At 61.8% G+C, this 15,333-nt stretch carries 13 protein-coding genes; 7 read left to right on the forward strand and 6 right to left on the reverse strand.

The window, feature by feature from the left end:
* The first annotated feature begins 40 nt into the window (after positions 1 to 40).
* Positions 41 to 982: an AEC family transporter gene (locus AC07NR_RS23535; RefSeq protein ID WP_134825491.1), complete on the forward strand. Its 942-nt coding sequence runs from the start codon at positions 41 to 43 to the stop codon at positions 980 to 982.
* A gap of 9 nt (positions 983 to 991) precedes the next feature.
* Here the strand turns inward: AC07NR_RS23535 and AC07NR_RS23540 are convergent, their stop codons facing one another.
* From AC07NR_RS23540 to gatC, 6 genes are all read right to left on the reverse strand, one after another.
* The gene (locus AC07NR_RS23540) at positions 992 to 1,372 is read right to left on the reverse strand and encodes a carboxymuconolactone decarboxylase family protein (protein ID WP_108226158.1); all 381 of its coding nucleotides are present in this window, start codon (positions 1,370 to 1,372) and stop codon (positions 992 to 994) included.
* Entirely contained in the window at positions 1,369 to 2,430 is a 1,062-nt protein-coding gene (locus AC07NR_RS23545; RefSeq protein ID WP_495079674.1) for a calcium/sodium antiporter, read from the reverse strand. The genes AC07NR_RS23540 and AC07NR_RS23545 overlap by 4 nt, the downstream gene beginning before the upstream one ends.
* Before the next feature lie 46 nt (positions 2,431 to 2,476).
* A complete protein-coding gene (locus AC07NR_RS23550) occupies positions 2,477 to 2,851 on the reverse strand; it encodes a septal ring lytic transglycosylase RlpA family protein (protein ID WP_495079583.1) in 375 nt (124 codons plus the stop codon).
* A gap of 148 nt (positions 2,852 to 2,999) precedes the next feature.
* Positions 3,000 to 4,445 carry an Asp-tRNA(Asn)/Glu-tRNA(Gln) amidotransferase subunit GatB gene (gatB, locus tag AC07NR_RS23555; protein ID WP_039769265.1) on the reverse strand — a complete coding sequence of 482 codons (1,446 nt, stop codon included), beginning with the start codon at positions 4,443 to 4,445 and terminating at the stop codon, positions 3,000 to 3,002.
* A gap of 10 nt (positions 4,446 to 4,455) precedes the next feature.
* Positions 4,456 to 5,907, reverse strand: coding sequence for an Asp-tRNA(Asn)/Glu-tRNA(Gln) amidotransferase subunit GatA (gene gatA, locus AC07NR_RS23560; RefSeq protein WP_248738314.1), 1,452 nt, complete (start codon positions 5,905 to 5,907; stop codon positions 4,456 to 4,458).
* Positions 5,908 to 5,923: 16 nt separating this feature from the next.
* The gene (gatC, locus tag AC07NR_RS23565) at positions 5,924 to 6,211 is read right to left on the reverse strand and encodes an Asp-tRNA(Asn)/Glu-tRNA(Gln) amidotransferase subunit GatC (RefSeq protein WP_007953612.1); all 288 of its coding nucleotides are present in this window, start codon (positions 6,209 to 6,211) and stop codon (positions 5,924 to 5,926) included.
* Between the two features lie 211 nt (positions 6,212 to 6,422).
* Between gatC and mreB the strand changes: the two genes are divergently transcribed.
* The 6 genes from mreB (at position 6,423) to AC07NR_RS23595 (ending at position 15,280) form a co-directional block, all read left to right on the forward strand.
* Entirely contained in the window at positions 6,423 to 7,460 is a 1,038-nt protein-coding gene (gene mreB / locus AC07NR_RS23570) for a rod shape-determining protein MreB (RefSeq protein WP_002555108.1), read from the forward strand.
* A 141-nt stretch (positions 7,461 to 7,601) separates the two neighbouring features.
* Positions 7,602 to 8,735, forward strand: coding sequence for a rod shape-determining protein MreC (mreC, locus tag AC07NR_RS23575; RefSeq protein WP_318653917.1), 1,134 nt, complete (start codon positions 7,602 to 7,604; stop codon positions 8,733 to 8,735).
* Positions 8,735 to 9,226, forward strand: a complete 492-nt coding sequence (mreD, locus tag AC07NR_RS23580) for a rod shape-determining protein MreD (protein WP_495079584.1) — start codon at positions 8,735 to 8,737, stop codon at positions 9,224 to 9,226. Before mreC ends, mreD begins: the two co-directional genes overlap by 1 nt.
* A 62-nt stretch (positions 9,227 to 9,288) precedes the next feature.
* Positions 9,289 to 9,885 (forward strand): Maf family protein, encoded by a 597-nt coding sequence (locus AC07NR_RS23585; RefSeq protein ID WP_495079585.1) that lies wholly within the window; start codon positions 9,289 to 9,291, stop codon positions 9,883 to 9,885.
* Between the two features lie 58 nt (positions 9,886 to 9,943).
* Positions 9,944 to 11,401 carry a ribonuclease G gene (gene rng / locus AC07NR_RS23590; protein ID WP_065260839.1) on the forward strand — a complete coding sequence of 486 codons (1,458 nt, stop codon included), beginning with the start codon at positions 9,944 to 9,946 and terminating at the stop codon, positions 11,399 to 11,401.
* 75 nt (positions 11,402 to 11,476) lie between these two features.
* Positions 11,477 to 15,280 carry a YhdP family protein gene (locus AC07NR_RS23595; protein ID WP_495079586.1) on the forward strand — a complete coding sequence of 1,268 codons (3,804 nt, stop codon included), beginning with the start codon at positions 11,477 to 11,479 and terminating at the stop codon, positions 15,278 to 15,280.
* Positions 15,281 to 15,333: the final 53 nt, after the last annotated feature.

A 15,333-nucleotide genomic window follows, 5' to 3' on the forward strand; every position in this document is an offset into this window, starting at 1 on the left:
ATTAGCCCCCTAACGACGCTCACCTCCAAGGCTCCCCGGCATGCTGGCAATCTTCCTCGAAACCCTGAACATCACCGCGCCGGTGTTTGCCATGCTGTTTCTCGGGGTGCTGCTCAAGCGCATCGACTGGATCAACGACAACTTCATCCACACGGCGTCGTCGCTGGTGTTCAACGTCAGCATGCCGGCGCTGCTGTTTCTCGGCATCCTGCACGCCGATCTGCACGCCGCGCTGCAACCGGCGCTGCTGATCTACTTCGCCGTCGCCACGCTGGCCAGTTTTGCCCTGGCCTGGGGTTGGGCGATTCTCCGCTGCCCGCGCGAGGATCGTGGCATCTACACGCAAGGCGCGTTTCGCGGCAATAACGGGGTGATCGGTCTGGCACTGGCCGCGAGCATGTACGGCGACTACGGGATTTCCCTCGGGGCGATTCTCGCGGCCCTGGTGATCCTGTTCTACAACACCCTGTCGACCATTGTGCTGGCGGTGTACAGCCCGGTGATCAAGTCCGATCCGTGGAGCATCTGCAAAAGCGTGTTCAGCAATCCGCTGATCATCAGCGTGATTGCGGCGGCGCCGTTTGCCTGGTTCAAGATCGGTCTGCCGGGCTGGCTGGAGACGTCGGGCCAATATCTGGCGCAAACCACATTGCCACTGGCGCTGATCTGCATCGGCGGCACCCTGTCGCTGGCGGCGCTGCGCAAAAGCGGCAGCATGGCGCTCAGTTCCAGTCTGGTGAAGATGATCGGCCTGCCGGTGTTGGCCACGCTGGGTGCATGGCTGTGGGGCTTTCGCGGGGCGGAGCTGGGGATTCTGTTTCTGTACTTCGGCAGCCCGACGGCGGCCGCCAGTTTTGTCATGGCCCGGGCGGCCCAGGGCAATCATGAACTGGCGGCGGCGATCATTGTGTTGACCACGTTGATGGCGGCGGTGACCACCAACGTCGGGATTTTTCTGTTGCAGTGGGGCGGGTGGATCTGAGGCTGGTTGTTACTCAGGTTTCTGGTAGGTATCGATCACTTCCTGTGCCGCCCGAAACGCATCGATCGCCGCCGGTACGCCGGCATACACCGCGCAATGCAGCAGCGCTTCACGGATCTCATCGACGGTGCAGCCATTGTTCAACGCGCCGCGCACATGTCCCTTCAACTCTTGCGGGCACTTCAGCGCGGTCAGCGCGGCGAGGGTAATCAGGCTGCGGGTCTTCAGCGGCAGACCTTCGCGATTCCACACACCGCCCCAGGCATGTTCGTTGACGAAGTCCTGCAGTGGTTGCGTGAATTCGGTGGCATTGCCCAGGGCGCGGTCGACGAACGCATCGCCCATTACCTGGCGGCGGATTTCGACCCCGGATTTCTTCGATTCGGTCATGGCACATCCCTCTTGTGGTGTTGGCGGCGCCAGGCGCGCACCGACGTGAAAAACAGAAACGTCAGCAGCGTCGGCAGGACATAAAACAGCATCAACCGTTCGAGCTTGCCGGCCAGCGGCATGCCGGTGGTGAACGACACCACATGCAGCCCGTACGCCAGGTACAAACCGAGCAGCAGCAAGCCTTCGGCCCGGGTCACGCGGTAGCCGGAGTAGAACACCGGCAGGCACAGCGTGGCGACGCCGAGCATCACCGGCAGGTCAAAATCCAGCGCATTCGGCGACACCGACAGTGGCGTCGGGGCGATCAACGCCGTGATGCCGAGGACCCCGAGCAGGTTGAACAGGTTGGCGCCGATCACGTTGCCCACGGCAATGTCCCGCTGACCGCGCAATGCGGCGATCAACGAAGTGGCGAGTTCCGGCAGCGAAGTGCCGACCGCGACCACGGTCAGGCCGATCACCCGCTCGGAGAACCCGAGATCGGTGGCCACTGCGACAGCGGCCCCCAGTAGCAAATGCCCGGCGAACACCAGCATGGCCAGCCCGGCAACGATCATCAGCAGGCTGGTGAACCAGGGGGCGGGCTGAGTCTGAGGATGATCGGAATGTGGCCGGCCCGAGTGACGCGACTGGCGCAACAGCAAGCCGAGATAAAGCCCCAAGGCCGCCAGCAGCAGGAGGCCGTCGAAACGTCCGATTTCTTCGTTCCAGGCCAGCACGAACACCAGCAGGCTGGCGCCGATCATCAGCGGGATGTCGAGGCGCACCAGTTGCCGTGAGACGCGCAGCGGGATGATCAGTGCCGACAGGCCGAGGGTCACGAGGATGTTGAAAATGCTGCTGCCGATCACGCTGCCGACCGCGATGTCGGGGTTGTGCGTCAGGGTTGCCTGCAGGCTGACCGCCATCTGCGGGGCGCTGCTGCCGAGGGCGACGATGGTCAGGCCGATGATCAGCGGCCGCACATGCAGGCGCGCGGCCAGGCGCACGGCCGCACGCACCATCAGTTCGGCACCGGCGATCAGCAGGAACAATCCGCAGAGCAGTTCGATCACGTTGATCAACGGTAAATCGGTCAGTCCGAAAATGGTGGGCACTCCATCAGTCGTCGAGGGCCTGCACGCGAACCCGTGCCGTGCCGCTGCCAATCATGCCGAGGCGTTCGGCGGCTTCCCGTGAAACATCGATGATGCGCCCACGGGTGTGTGGCCCGCGGTCGTTGATACGCACCACGCAGGATTTGTCGTTTTTCAGGTTGGTGACCTTCACCCGTGTGCCGAACGGCAACTGGCGATGGGCGGCGGTCAGGGAATTCTGGTTGAACGCTTCGCCGCTGGCGGTGCGTTTACCGTGGTGTTTGGCTCCGTAGTAGGAGGCGACGCCGGTCTGGTCGTAACCGTGCGGGTCGATGACATCGGTGCTGGCGCAACCGGCCAGCAAAGAGAGCAGGGCGAAAAGGCTGAACAGACGCTTCATTCAAGGTTTCCCGAAAACAAATGTGGGAGCCAGCCTGCTGGCGATCGCGGAGTGTCAGACACAGACAGGTTGAATGTCAGACCGCTATCGCCAGCAGGCTGGCTCCCACAAGGAGTGGAGCCAGATTTGAAGGCCGGCTCCATTTACATCAGCCTTCGAGCTTGCTTTTCAGCAGTTCGTTCACTTGCTGCGGGTTGGCCTTGCCCTTGGAGGCTTTCATGGCCTGACCGACGAAGAAACCGAACATCTTGCCGCGCTTGGCTTCGTCCGCCGCACGGTATTGCTCGACCTGCTCGGCGTTGGCCGCGAGCATTTCGTCCAGCACTGCCGAGATCGCGCCGGTGTCGGTGACTTGCTTCAGGCCGCGTTTTTCGATGATCTCGTCTGCGCTGCCTTCGCCGTTGGCCATCGCTTCGAACACCACCTTGGCGATCTTGCCGGAGATGGTGTTGTCCTTGATGCGCTGCAACATGCCGCCCAGTTGCTCGGCGGAAACCGGCGAATCCTCGATGTCCAGGTTCTGCTTGTTGAGCAGGCTGCCCAACTCGACCATCACCCAGTTCGCCGCCAGTTTGGCGTCGCCGCCGATGCTGGCGACTTTCTCGAAGTAGTCCGCCTGCTCACGGCTGGTGGCCAGCACGTTGGCGTCGTAGGCCGACAGACCGAAGGCACTCTGGAAGCGCTCGCGCTTCTGCGGTGGCAGTTCCGGCAGGGTGGCGCGCACGTCATTGAGGAACGAGTCCTCGATGACTACCGGCAGCAGGTCCGGATCGGGGAAGTAACGGTAGTCGTTGGCTTCTTCCTTGCTGCGCATCGGACGGGTTTCGTCCTTGTTCGGATCGTACAGACGGGTCTGCTGGATCACTTTGCCGCCGTCTTCGATCAGGTCGATCTGACGCTGGATCTCGGAGTTGATCGCCTTCTCGATGAAGCGGAACGAGTTGACGTTCTTGATCTCGCAGCGAGTGCCGAACTCGACCTGGCCTTTCGGACGCACCGACACGTTGCAGTCGCAACGCAGCGAGCCTTCGGCCATGTTGCCGTCGCAGATACCCAGGTAACGCACCAGCGCGTGGATTGCCTTGACGTAGGCAACGGCTTCCTTGGCGCTGCGCATGTCAGGCTCGGAAACGATTTCCAGCAGCGGCGTGCCGGCACGGTTCAGGTCGATGCCGGTGGCGCCGCTGAATTCTTCGTGCAGGCTCTTGCCGGCGTCTTCTTCCAGGTGCGCGCGGGTGATGCCGACACGTTTGACCGTGCCGTCTTCCAGGGCGATGTCCAGGTGGCCCTTGCCGACGATCGGCAATTCCATCTGGCTGATCTGGTAGCCCTTCGGCAGGTCCGGGTAGAAATAGTTCTTGCGGGCGAACACGTTGTGCTGACCGATCTCGGCGTCAATCGCCAGGCCGAACATCACCGCCATGCGCACCGCTTCCTGGTTGAGTACCGGCAACACGCCGGGCATGCCCAGGTCGATCAGGCTGGCCTGGGTGTTCGGCTCGGAGCCGAACTGGGTGGAACTACCGGAAAAGATTTTCGACCGGGTGGTGAGCTGGGTGTGAATCTCCAGCCCGATCACGACTTCCCATTGCATGTGTGTCTCCTCAGAAGCCGGTTGGGGTGCGGGTGTGCCAGTCAGTGTTCAACTGATACTGGTGCGCAACATTGAGCAAACGGCCTTCCTGGAAATACGGAGCGAGCAGTTGCACGCCGACCGGCAGACCGTCGACGAAACCGGCCGGCATCGACAGGCCCGGCAGGCCCGCGAGGTTGGCGGTGATGGTGTAGACGTCTTCCAGGTAGGCAGCGACCGGGTCGCTGTTCTTGGCGCCGAGTTTCCAGGCCGGGTTCGGCGTGGTCGGGCCGAGGATGATGTCGACTTCATTAAAGGCAGCCATGAAGTCGTTCTTCACCAGGCGACGGATCTTCTGCGCTTTCAGGTAGTAGGCGTCGTAGTAACCGGCGGACAGCGCGTAGGCGCCGACCATGATCCGGCGTTGTACTTCAGGGCCGAAGCCTTCGCCACGGGAACGCTTGTACAGGTCTTCCAGGTTCTTCGGGTCTTCGCAGCGATGGCCGAAGCGCACGCCGTCGAAACGCGACAGGTTGGAAGAGGCTTCTGCCGGGGCGATCACGTAGTACGCAGGAATCGCGTGCTGCATGTTCGGCAGGCTGATTTCCTTGATCACGGCACCGAGCTTCTGCAGCTCTTTGATGCTGTTCTGGATCAGGTCGGCAATGCGCGGGTCGAGACCGGCGCCGAAGTATTCCTTCGGCACGCCGATGCGCAGGCCTTGCAGCGAGCCATTCAGACCGGCGGCGTAGTCCGGCACCGGCTCATCGATGCTGGTGGAGTCGTTCGGATCGAAGCCGGCCATGCCTTGCAATAAAATCGCGCAGTCTTCGGCAGTACGAGCCAGAGGACCGCCCTGATCGAGGCTGGAGGCGTAGGCGATCATGCCCCAACGCGAAACACGACCGTAGGTCGGTTTCAGGCCGGTGAGGTTGGTGAACGCGGCCGGCTGGCGGATCGAACCGCCGGTGTCGGTGGCCGTGGCGGCTGGCAACAGGCGAGCGGCAACTGCCGCCGCCGAACCACCGGACGAACCGCCCGGTACGTGTTCCAGGTTCCACGGGTTTTTCACCGCGCCGTACCAGCTCGACTCGTTGGCCGAGCCCATGGCGAATTCGTCCATGTTGGTCTTGCCCAGGGTCACGGTGCCGGCGGCAGCCAGCTTCGACACCACGGTGGCGTCGTACGGGGCCTTGAAGTTGTCGAGCATCTTCGAGCCGCAGCTGGTGCGGATGCCCTGGGTGCAGAACAGGTCTTTGTGGGCGATCGGCGCGCCGAGCAGGGCGCCGCTCTCACCGTTGGCCCGGCGCGCGTCGGCGGCTTTCGCCTGCTCGAGGGCCAGTTCTTCGGTGAGGCTGATGAAGCTGTTGAGCTGCGGATCGAGCTGGGAAATGCGCGCCAGCAGGACCTTGGTCAGCTCTTCGGAAGAAAACTTTTTATCGGCGAGACCGCGGGCGATCTCGGCCAGAGTCATTTGATGCATTGCAGGCTCTTTCCCTTTAGTCGATGACTTTCGGAACCAGATACAGGCCGTTTTCGACCGCTGGTGCGATGGACTGATAAGCCTCGCGGTTATTGCTTTCGGTCACGACGTCGGCGCGCAGGCGCTGACTGGCTTCCAGCGGGTGGGCCAGCGGCTCGATACCGTCGGTATTGACCGCCTGCATTTCGTCGACCAGCCCGAGAATGCTGTTGAGGGCCGAAGTGATGTGTGGAAGATCGGCGTCATTCAGGCCAAGGCTGGCCAGATGAGCGATTTTTTCCACGTCGGAGCGTTCTAGCGCCATCGGGTTTCTCCAGTGGAAAACAGGACGGACGGCGTCCGTGTGTTAGATTGTCGGAACACTACCGCACTTCTACGGTCATAAGGCCGCGATTGTGGGGCTTGGTGCACAGAAAAGCGGCCAATTTAACATATTGGCGCCTTGCCCAAAATCCCTGTCGTTGTTAGAGTTTGCCGCACTTTTTTACCCACGCGTTGCCTAGGGTCCCTTTCCCATGTTCAAGAAACTGCGTGGCATGTTTTCCAGCGATCTTTCCATTGACCTGGGCACTGCCAACACCCTTATTTACGTGCGCGAGCGCGGTATCGTCCTGAATGAGCCATCGGTTGTGGCCATTCGGACACACGGTAACCAGAAAAGTGTCGTTGCTGTCGGCACCGAAGCGAAGCGCATGCTTGGCCGTACGCCGGGCAACATTGCTGCCATTCGTCCGATGAAGGACGGCGTGATCGCCGACTTCAGCGTCTGCGAAAAGATGCTGCAATACTTTATCAACAAGGTTCACGAAAACAGCTTCCTGCAGCCCAGCCCTCGTGTGCTGATCTGCGTTCCATGCAAGTCCACCCAGGTTGAGCGTCGCGCCATCCGTGAGTCGGCCCTTGGTGCCGGTGCCCGTGAAGTGTTCCTGATCGAAGAGCCGATGGCTGCTGCGATCGGTGCCGGCCTGCCGGTTGAAGAAGCTCGCGGCTCGATGGTCGTGGATATCGGTGGTGGTACCACCGAAATCGCGCTGATCTCCCTGAACGGTGTGGTCTATGCCGAATCCGTACGCGTTGGCGGCGACCGCTTCGACGAAGCGATCATCACCTACGTGCGCCGCAACTACGGCAGCCTGATCGGCGAGTCGACTGCAGAGCGCATCAAGCAGGAAATCGGCACGGCCTACCCGGGCGGCGAAGTTCGCGAAGTCGACGTTCGCGGTCGCAACCTGGCCGAAGGCGTTCCACGCGCATTCACCCTGAACTCCAACGAAGTGCTGGAAGCTCTGCAAGAGTCTCTGGCTACCATCGTTCAGGCCGTGAAAAGCGCCCTGGAGCAATCGCCGCCGGAACTGGCTTCCGACATCGCCGAGCGTGGCCTGGTGCTGACCGGTGGTGGCGCGCTGCTGCGTGACCTCGACAAGTTGCTGGCCCAGGAAACCGGCCTGCCGGTGATCGTTGCCGAAGATCCGCTGACCTGTGTTGCTCGCGGCGGTGGCCGTGCACTGGAAATGATGGACAAGCACACCATGGACCTGCTCTCCAGCGAATAAGTCGCCGGGTGCAATACGTGGGTGAGCGCGCAGGCAGCACTTTGCAGTGCTGCCTGTTGGCGTTTATCTTCTGTCAGTCTTCATCCAGGCCGGTTTGATGCCGTATGAATAAACAGAACATTTGCCTGGGAGGAGCGGCCTATTAAACCGCTTTTCGCCAAGGGCCCCTCACTGGGCGTGCGCTTGTTGGTGCTGGCCGTGCTGTCGGTCGCGCTGATGGTGGTCGATGCCCGTTTCAGCCTGCTCAAGCCTGCCCGCAGCCAGATGTCGCTGGTGCTGATGGACGCTTACTGGATCACCGACCTGCCCGGCAGGCTGTGGGAAGGTGTCGCCAGTCAGTTCGGCAGCCGCACCGAGCTGGTCGCCGAAAACGAAAAACTCAAGACCGAGAACCTGCTGTTGCAGGGCCGCATGCAGAAGCTTGCCGCCCTCACCGAGCAGAACGTCCGTCTGCGCGAGTTGCTCAATTCCTCCGCGCTGGTCAATGAAAAGGTCGAAGTGGCCGAGCTGATCGGCATGGACCCGAATCCCTTCACCCATCGCATCATCATCAATAAAGGTGAGCGCGACGGCGTGGTGCTCGGTCAGCCGGTGCTCGATGCACGGGGCCTGATGGGGCAGGTGGTCGAGCTGATGCCATACACCTCCCGTGTCTTGTTGCTGACCGACTCGACCCACAGCATTCCTGTGCAGGTGAACCGTAACGGTCTGCGGGCGATTGCCAGCGGCACCGGCAACCCTGAACGCCTGGAACTGCGGCATGTGGCCGACACCGCCGACGTCAAGGAAGGTGATCTGCTGGTCAGCTCCGGCCTGGGTCAGCGCTTCCCGGCCGGTTATCCGGTGGCGACGGTCAAGGAAGTGATCCACGATTCCGGCCAGCCATTCGCCATTGTCCGCGCCGTGCCGACTGCCGCTCTGAACCGCAGCCGCTACCTGTTGCTGGTGTTCAGCGACAACCGTACGGCTGAAGAGCGTGCCAACGATGCGGCGCAGGCTCAGGAAAATCTTGATGCGTTTGGTGGTGGCCCGATCATTCCGGCCACGGTGCCGAAAACGGTGAATACACCGGCTCAGGCTCCTGCTGCGTCGGGTACGCCAGCCACTGCACCCGCCGCTGCTACGCCGGCCAAACCCGCCGCGAGCAAGCCGCCAGCGAAACCACCCGCAGCGACGCCGGCAGCCACCAAACCGCCAGCCGCTCAGCCTGCCAACGCACGGCCGGCCGCCAAACCGCCTGTCACTGCGCCGGCCACCACTGGGGGACGAGAATAATGGTCGGTGTCAAAGCCTCCCGAAACGGCTGGATCGTCTGGCTGACGTTTCTGATCGGCATGCTGCTCAGCGTTTCGCCGTTGCCGCAATTCATGGAAATCCTGCGCCCACTCTGGCTGGCCTTGCTCCTGGCATTCTGGGCATTGGCCCTGCCGCAAAAGGTCGGCATGGTCACTGCATTTTGCCTCGGGCTGGCTGAAGACGTGCTGTACGGCACGCTGTTGGGACAGAACGCCTTGATCCTGACGTTGATCACGTTCCTGGTGCTGTCGTTGCAGCAACGCCTGCGGATGTTCCCGATGTGGCAGCAGTGCCTGGTGGTACTGGTGATCTTCGGCCTCGCGCAACTTGTGCAATTGTGGCTCAGCGCCCTGACCGGCAACCGTCAGCCGACCCTGGCGCTGGTCTTGCCGGCACTGGTCAGCGCCTTGCTCTGGCCGTGGGTCAGCTTCGCTTTGCGTGGATTGCGCCGGCGCTACAAAATCAACTGATTCGGTCAGGCATGGGCCCCACCGGTGCCATGAGGCAGGGCACTCAACAGGGAGATGTTTGGATGAAGCCGCTTTACCTCGCCTCCGGATCGCCGCGTCGGCGTGAATTGCTCACGCAGATCGGCGTTCCGTTCACCGCCATCAGCGCGGATATCGATGAAACCCCTTTCGCCAATGAATCCCCGTCGGCCTATGTCGAGCGCCTGGCGCGCTGTAAGGCTGAGGCCGGGCGGCGCTCTGTCGTCAGCGAAAAACCGTTTTGCGTGTTGGGCGCCGATACCGCTGTGGTGCAGGACGGCAAAATTCTCGGTAAACCGGTGGACGAAGCCGACGCATGCGCCATGCTGATGATGTTGTCCGGCAAGGAGCACGAAGTGCTGACTGCCATCGCCGTACTCGACGGTGAGCGCTGCGAGTCGCAAGTGGTGCGCAGTCTGGTACGGTTCCGGGCGATCAGTCGCGAAGAAGCCGCCGCCTACTGGGCCAGCGGCGAGCCTCGGGACAAGGCCGGCGGTTACGGCATTCAGGGACTGGGCGCGGTGTTCGTCGCCGGTCTCAACGGCAGCTATTCGGCCGTGGTCGGTTTGCCGGTGTGCGAAAGCGCAGAACTGCTCGGCCATTTCGGCATACCCTGTTGGCAAAACCTGAGTGCGCAGTAAGCGTCGAACGGAACAAGATGCGGCCATTATCGTGAACATGCCTGAACGAGACCCTGCCATGAGTGAAGAGATTCTGATCAACATCACGCCGATGGAATCGCGCGTGGCGGTGGTCGAAAACGGTGTGCTGCAAGAAGTGCACGTCGAGCGCACGCAAAAACGCGGGATCGTCGGCAACATCTATAAAGGCAAGGTCGTGCGGGTACTGCCGGGCATGCAGGCGGCATTCGTCGACATCGGCCTGGACCGTGCGGCGTTCATCCATGCTTCGGAAATTTCCCTGCGCGAAGGCCCGGCGGTGGAAAGCATCAGCGCGCTGGTGCATGAAGGCCAGAGCCTCGTGGTGCAAGTCACCAAGGACCCGATCGGCTCCAAAGGGGCGCGGCTGACCACTCAGCTGTCGATTCCTTCGCGTTACCTGGTGTACATGCCGCGCACCGCCCACGTCGGCATTTCCCTGAAGATCGAAGACGAAGCCGAGCGCGAACGCCTCAAGCAGGTGGTCAGCGATTGCGTGGCCAAAGAAGGCATCAAGGAGGCCGGCGGTTTTATTCTGCGCACCGCCGCCGAAGGGGCCGGGGCCGATGAAATCCTGATGGACATCCGCTATCTGCGCCGCCTGTGGGATCAGATCAACGAACAGATCAAGACCATCGGCGCACCCAGCGTGATCTACGAAGACCTCGGTCTGGCCCTGCGTACATTGCGTGATCTGGTCAGCCCGAAGATCGAGAAGATCCGCATCGACTCCCGGGAAACCTTTCAGAAAACCACGCAGTTCGTCGCCGAACTGATGCCGGAGATCGCCGACCGTCTGGAACATTATCCGGGCGAGCGGCCGATTTTCGACCTGTACGGCGTCGAAGACGAAATCCAGAAAGCCCTCGAGCGCAAGGTGCCGCTGAAGTCCGGCGGTTATCTGGTGGTGGACCCGGCGGAAGCCATGACCACCATCGACGTCAACACCGGGGCGTTCGTCGGGCATCGCAACCTCGAAGAAACCATCTTCAAGACCAACCTCGAAGCCGCCACGGCGATTGCCCGGCAGATGCGTCTGCGTAATCTGGGCGGGATCATCATCATCGACTTCATCGACATGGAAGATGAAGAGCACCAGCGTCAGGTTCTGCGTACCCTGGAAAAACAGCTGGAACGCGATCACGCCAAGACCAACATCATCGGCATCACCGAGCTGGGTCTGGTGCAGATGACCCGCAAACGGACTCGCGAAAGCCTGGAGCAGGTGCTGTGCGAGCCTTGCAGCAGTTGTCAGGGGCGCGGCAAGCTGAAGACGCCGGAAACCATTTGCTACGAGATTTTCCGCGAGATCCTGCGCGAGGCCCGGGCCTATCAGGCCGAGGGTTATCGCGTATTGGCGAACCAGAAAGTCGTCGACCGTCTGCTCGATGAAGAGTCCGGTAACGTTGCCGAGCTTGAAGGGTTCATCGGGCGCACCATACGCTTCCAGGTGGAAACCATGTATTCCCAGGAACAATATGACGTGGTGCTGCTCTGATCCCCTGCGTCACCTTTTTCCTGAAACGGCTGGCCTCAGCTTTTTGCAGTATTTTTGCCATGGGAGCCAACTGACATGGAACGTCTGACACGCATTTTGGCTGCACTGACTCGCTGGGGTCTGGGCCTGTGCGCGTTGGTTCTGGTGTTGATGGCGTTGTACGTCAGCCTCGGCCGGGAACTCACGCCGCTGGTGGCCGAATACCGTACCGACATCGAAGACAAGGCCAGTGCCGCCCTGGGCATGCCGTTGCAGATCGGTGAGCTGGAAGGCAACTGGAGCGGTTTCGCGCCGATCCTGCTGGCTCACGACGTGATGGTTGGCGACGGCGCCAATGCCTTGCGCCTGGATCGGGTGCGAGCGGTGCCGGATCTGTGGGCCAGTCTGCTGGCTCGGGAAGTTCGCATCGCGCATCTTGAACTCAATGGTCTGAAGATCAGCCTCAAAGAGGGTGAAGACGGCCAGTGGGCGCTCGAAGGCTTGCCGGTGCGGAATGATCAGCCCATGGATCCCGAGCAACTGTTCAACCGCATGCAAATGGTCCAGCAGTTGTCGGTGCTCGACAGTCAGGTGACCTTGCAGCCGCTGGAACAGGCGCCGCTGACCCTTACCTATGTCGGACTCAACCTCAAGACCGGCCTCAATCGCCAGCGCCTCGACGCGCGGTTGACCTTGCCCGACGGGCAACCCGTAGCACTGAGCCTGCGTACGCGGATTCGTGCCAGTCAGTTGCAGGACAGCGCGGTCGAAGGCTATGTCAGCCTGCCGCAAAGCGATTGGGCGAAATGGTTGCCCGAGCGCCTGACCCAGCAATGGAATTTCTCCGAGATCAAGGCCGGCGGCGAGCTGTGGGTCAACTGGAGCGAGGGCGCGTTGCAAAGTGCCGCCATCCGCCTCAACGCCCCGCAACTCAACGGTGCCTATGGCGAGCGCAAGCCGATCAGGATCAACAACCTGGCCCTCAACGGTTACTTCCAGCGCAGTGCTGAGGGGGCGACCGTCACTCTCGATTCGCTGGCGATGAATTTTGGCGAAACCCGTTGGGAGTCCCGCGTCCAGGTCAAGCAGACCGCCGCCACCGACAAAGTTGACGAGCTCTGGCACCTGCAGGCCGATCGCCTCGATCTGACGCCGATCACTCCGTTACTCAATGCGCTGGGCCCGCTGCCACAAGGCTTCGCCACCGTGGTAGAGCATCTGAAAGTGACCGGTGGCTTGCGCAACGTACTGCTGGATTTCCGCCCGAACGCCACCGACGACAGCAAATTCAGCTTCGCCGCCAACCTCGATCAGGTGGGCTTCGACGCCTATCACGGTGCACCCGCAGCGCGGAATGTCAGCGGCAGCCTGACCGGCAACCTCGGCGGTGGTGAGCTGCGCATGGACAGCAAGGACTTCGTCCTGCACCTCGACCCGATCTTCGCCAAACCATGGCAATACATTCAGGCCAACGCCCGGTTGACCTGGAAACTCGACAAGGAAGGCTTCACCCTGATCGCGCCGTACCTGAAGGTGCTCGGCGAAGAGGGCAAGATTGCCGGCGACTTCCTGATCCGCCTGCATTTCGACCACACTCAGGAAGACTACATGGACCTGCGGGTCGGCCTGGTGGACGGCGACGGTCGCTACACCGCCAAATACCTGCCGGAAGTCCTGAGCCCGGCCCTCGACGAATGGCTGCGCACGGCGATTCTCAAAGGGGCGGTGGATCAAGGGTTCTTCCAGTATCAGGGTTCCCTGAACAAAGGCGCCGCAGATGCGGATCGCAGCATCAGCCTGTTCTTCAAGGTGCATGACGCCGAACTGGCGTTCCAGCCGGGTTGGCCGCACGTGAGCAAGGTCAGCGGTGATGTGTTCATCGAGGACAGCGGCGTACGGATTGTCGCCAGCAAGGGGCAGTTGCTCGATACCCAGGTCAGCGACGTCTTCGTCAATATTCCCCATGTGCCGAGTGGCGAGCACAGCCATATGTTCCTCGACGGCGGGTTTGCCGGCGGCCTGGGCGATGGCTTGAAAATTCTTCAGGAAGCGCCGATCGGCACCGCCGACACCTTCGACGGCTGGGAAGGCGAGGGCGATCTGCAAGGCAAACTCAAACTGGATGTGCCGTTGGCCAAGGGTGATCAGCCGAAAATCCTCGTGGACTTCAAGACCGCCAATGCGCGATTGAAACTGGCCGAGCCCAAGCTGGAATTGAGCCAGCTCAAGGGCGACTTCCGCTTCGACAGCGCCAAGGGCCTGAGCGGACAGAACATCAGTGCGCGGGCCTTCGACAAACCGGTCACTGCGCAGATATTTGCAGACGGCGGCCCCGGCAAGCTCAAGACCCGGGTGGCGGCTTCGGGGCAGGTCGAAGTCAAGAAACTCACTGACTGGCTCGGCGTGACTCAGCCATTGCCGGTGTCCGGGACAATCCCTTACCAGTTGCAAGTGAATCTGGACGGTGCCGACAGTCAATTGATGGTCAGCTCCAGCATGAAGGGCGTGGCGGTGGATCTGCCTGCGCCGTTCGGCATGACCGCCGATGTCGGACGTGACACGATGTTCCGCATGACCCTGCAAGGGCAGGAGCGGCGTTACTGGGTCAATTACGATCAACTGGCCAACTTCACGTTCGCCGCGCCGCCGAGCAATTTCGCCGATGGTCGTGGCGAGTTGTTCCTCGGCGCCGGCGAAGCGGTATTGCCGGGCAACAAAGGCTTGCGCATACGCGGTGTGTTGTCTGAGCTGGACGTCAAGCCCTGGCAGGATCTGGTGGACAAGTACGCCGGTCAGGACCCGGGCGGCAGCGCCAAGCAACTGCTCAGCAGCGCGGACTTCAAGGTCGGCAAGCTGACGGCCTTCGGCACTACGCTGGATCAGGCAGCGGTGCAACTGGATCGCAAGCCCGGCGCCTGGGCCCTGGCCCTCGACAGTCAGCAGGCCAAAGGCACCGCAGCCATTCCAGACGCCAAGGCCGCGCCGATTGTGGTGAACCTGCAATATGTTCGCCTGCCGGCGCCGGACCCGACGGTGCAGGCAGACGAGAACGCACCTGACCCGCTGGCCTCGGTCGATCCGACCAAAATCCCGGCGCTCGATATCACCATCAATCAGCTGTTCCAGGGCCAGGATCTGGTCGGTGGCTGGTCGCTGAAAGTCCGGCCGACGGCCAAAGGTATCGCCCTGAACAATCTGGACATGGGCCTCAAAGGCATTCTGTTGCAGGGCAGCGGTGGCTGGGAGGGGACGCCCGGTGCCACCAGCAGTTGGTACAAGGGCCGGATCGGCGGCAAGAATCTCGCCGATGTACTCAAGGGCTGGGGCTTTGCGCCGAGCGTGACCAGCGAAGAGTTTCATATGGATGTCGATGGCCGCTGGCCGGGCTCGCCGGCGTGGCTGGCGACCAAGCGCTTCTCCGGCACGCTCGATGCGTCGCTGAACAAGGGCCAGTTCGTCGAAGTCGAGGGCGGCGCCCAGGCGCTGCGGGTGTTCGGTCTGCTCAACTTCAACTCCATCGGCCGCCGCCTGCGCCTCGACTTCTCCGACCTGTTCGGCAAAGGCTTGAGCTATGACCGGGTCAAGGGATTGCTGGCGGCGAACAACGGCGTGTATGTGACGCAGGAACCGATCAAACTGACCGGGCCGTCGAGCAACATTGAACTGAACGGCACGCTGGATCTGGTGGGCGATCAGGTCGACGCAAAATTGCTGGTGACCCTGCCGGTGACCAACAACCTGCCGATCGCCGCGTTGATCGTCGGTGCACCGGCGGTCGGCGGCGCGCTGTTCCTGATCGACAAACTGATCGGTGACCGCGTGGCGCGGTTCGCCAGTGTCAAATACACCGTCAAAGGCCCGTGGAAAGAGCCGAAAATCACCTTCGACAAGCCTTTTTGATCAGCCAGGCCGCAAACCGATGGAGTAGCATGGCTGCCTACCTATTGCGGAGT

This window comes from Pseudomonas sp. GW821-FHT09C09, from assembly GCF_059418105.1.

Bases quoted from the DNA above. Each gene is read 5' to 3' on its own strand.
- AC07NR_RS23540 (WP_108226158.1), bottom strand. From the start codon at position 1,372: ATGACCGAATCGAAGAAATCCGGGGTCGAAATCCGCCGCCAGGTAATG.
- gatC (WP_007953612.1), bottom strand. From the start codon at position 6,211: ATGGCGCTAGAACGCTCCGACGTGGAAAAAATCGCTCATCTGGCCAGC.
- gatB (WP_039769265.1), bottom strand. From the start codon at position 4,445: ATGCAATGGGAAGTCGTGATCGGGCTGGAGATTCACACCCAGCTCACC.
- gatA (WP_248738314.1), bottom strand. From the start codon at position 5,907: ATGCATCAAATGACTCTGGCCGAGATCGCCCGCGGTCTCGCCGATAAA.
- AC07NR_RS23535 (WP_134825491.1), top strand. From the start codon at position 41: ATGCTGGCAATCTTCCTCGAAACCCTGAACATCACCGCGCCGGTGTTT.
- AC07NR_RS23585 (WP_495079585.1), top strand. From the start codon at position 9,289: ATGAAGCCGCTTTACCTCGCCTCCGGATCGCCGCGTCGGCGTGAATTG.
- AC07NR_RS23595 (WP_495079586.1), top strand. From the start codon at position 11,477: ATGGAACGTCTGACACGCATTTTGGCTGCACTGACTCGCTGGGGTCTG.
- mreB (WP_002555108.1), top strand. From the start codon at position 6,423: ATGTTCAAGAAACTGCGTGGCATGTTTTCCAGCGATCTTTCCATTGAC.
- rng (WP_065260839.1), top strand. From the start codon at position 9,944: ATGAGTGAAGAGATTCTGATCAACATCACGCCGATGGAATCGCGCGTG.
- AC07NR_RS23550 (WP_495079583.1), bottom strand. From the start codon at position 2,851: ATGAAGCGTCTGTTCAGCCTTTTCGCCCTGCTCTCTTTGCTGGCCGGT.
- mreD (WP_495079584.1), top strand. From the start codon at position 8,735: ATGGTCGGTGTCAAAGCCTCCCGAAACGGCTGGATCGTCTGGCTGACG.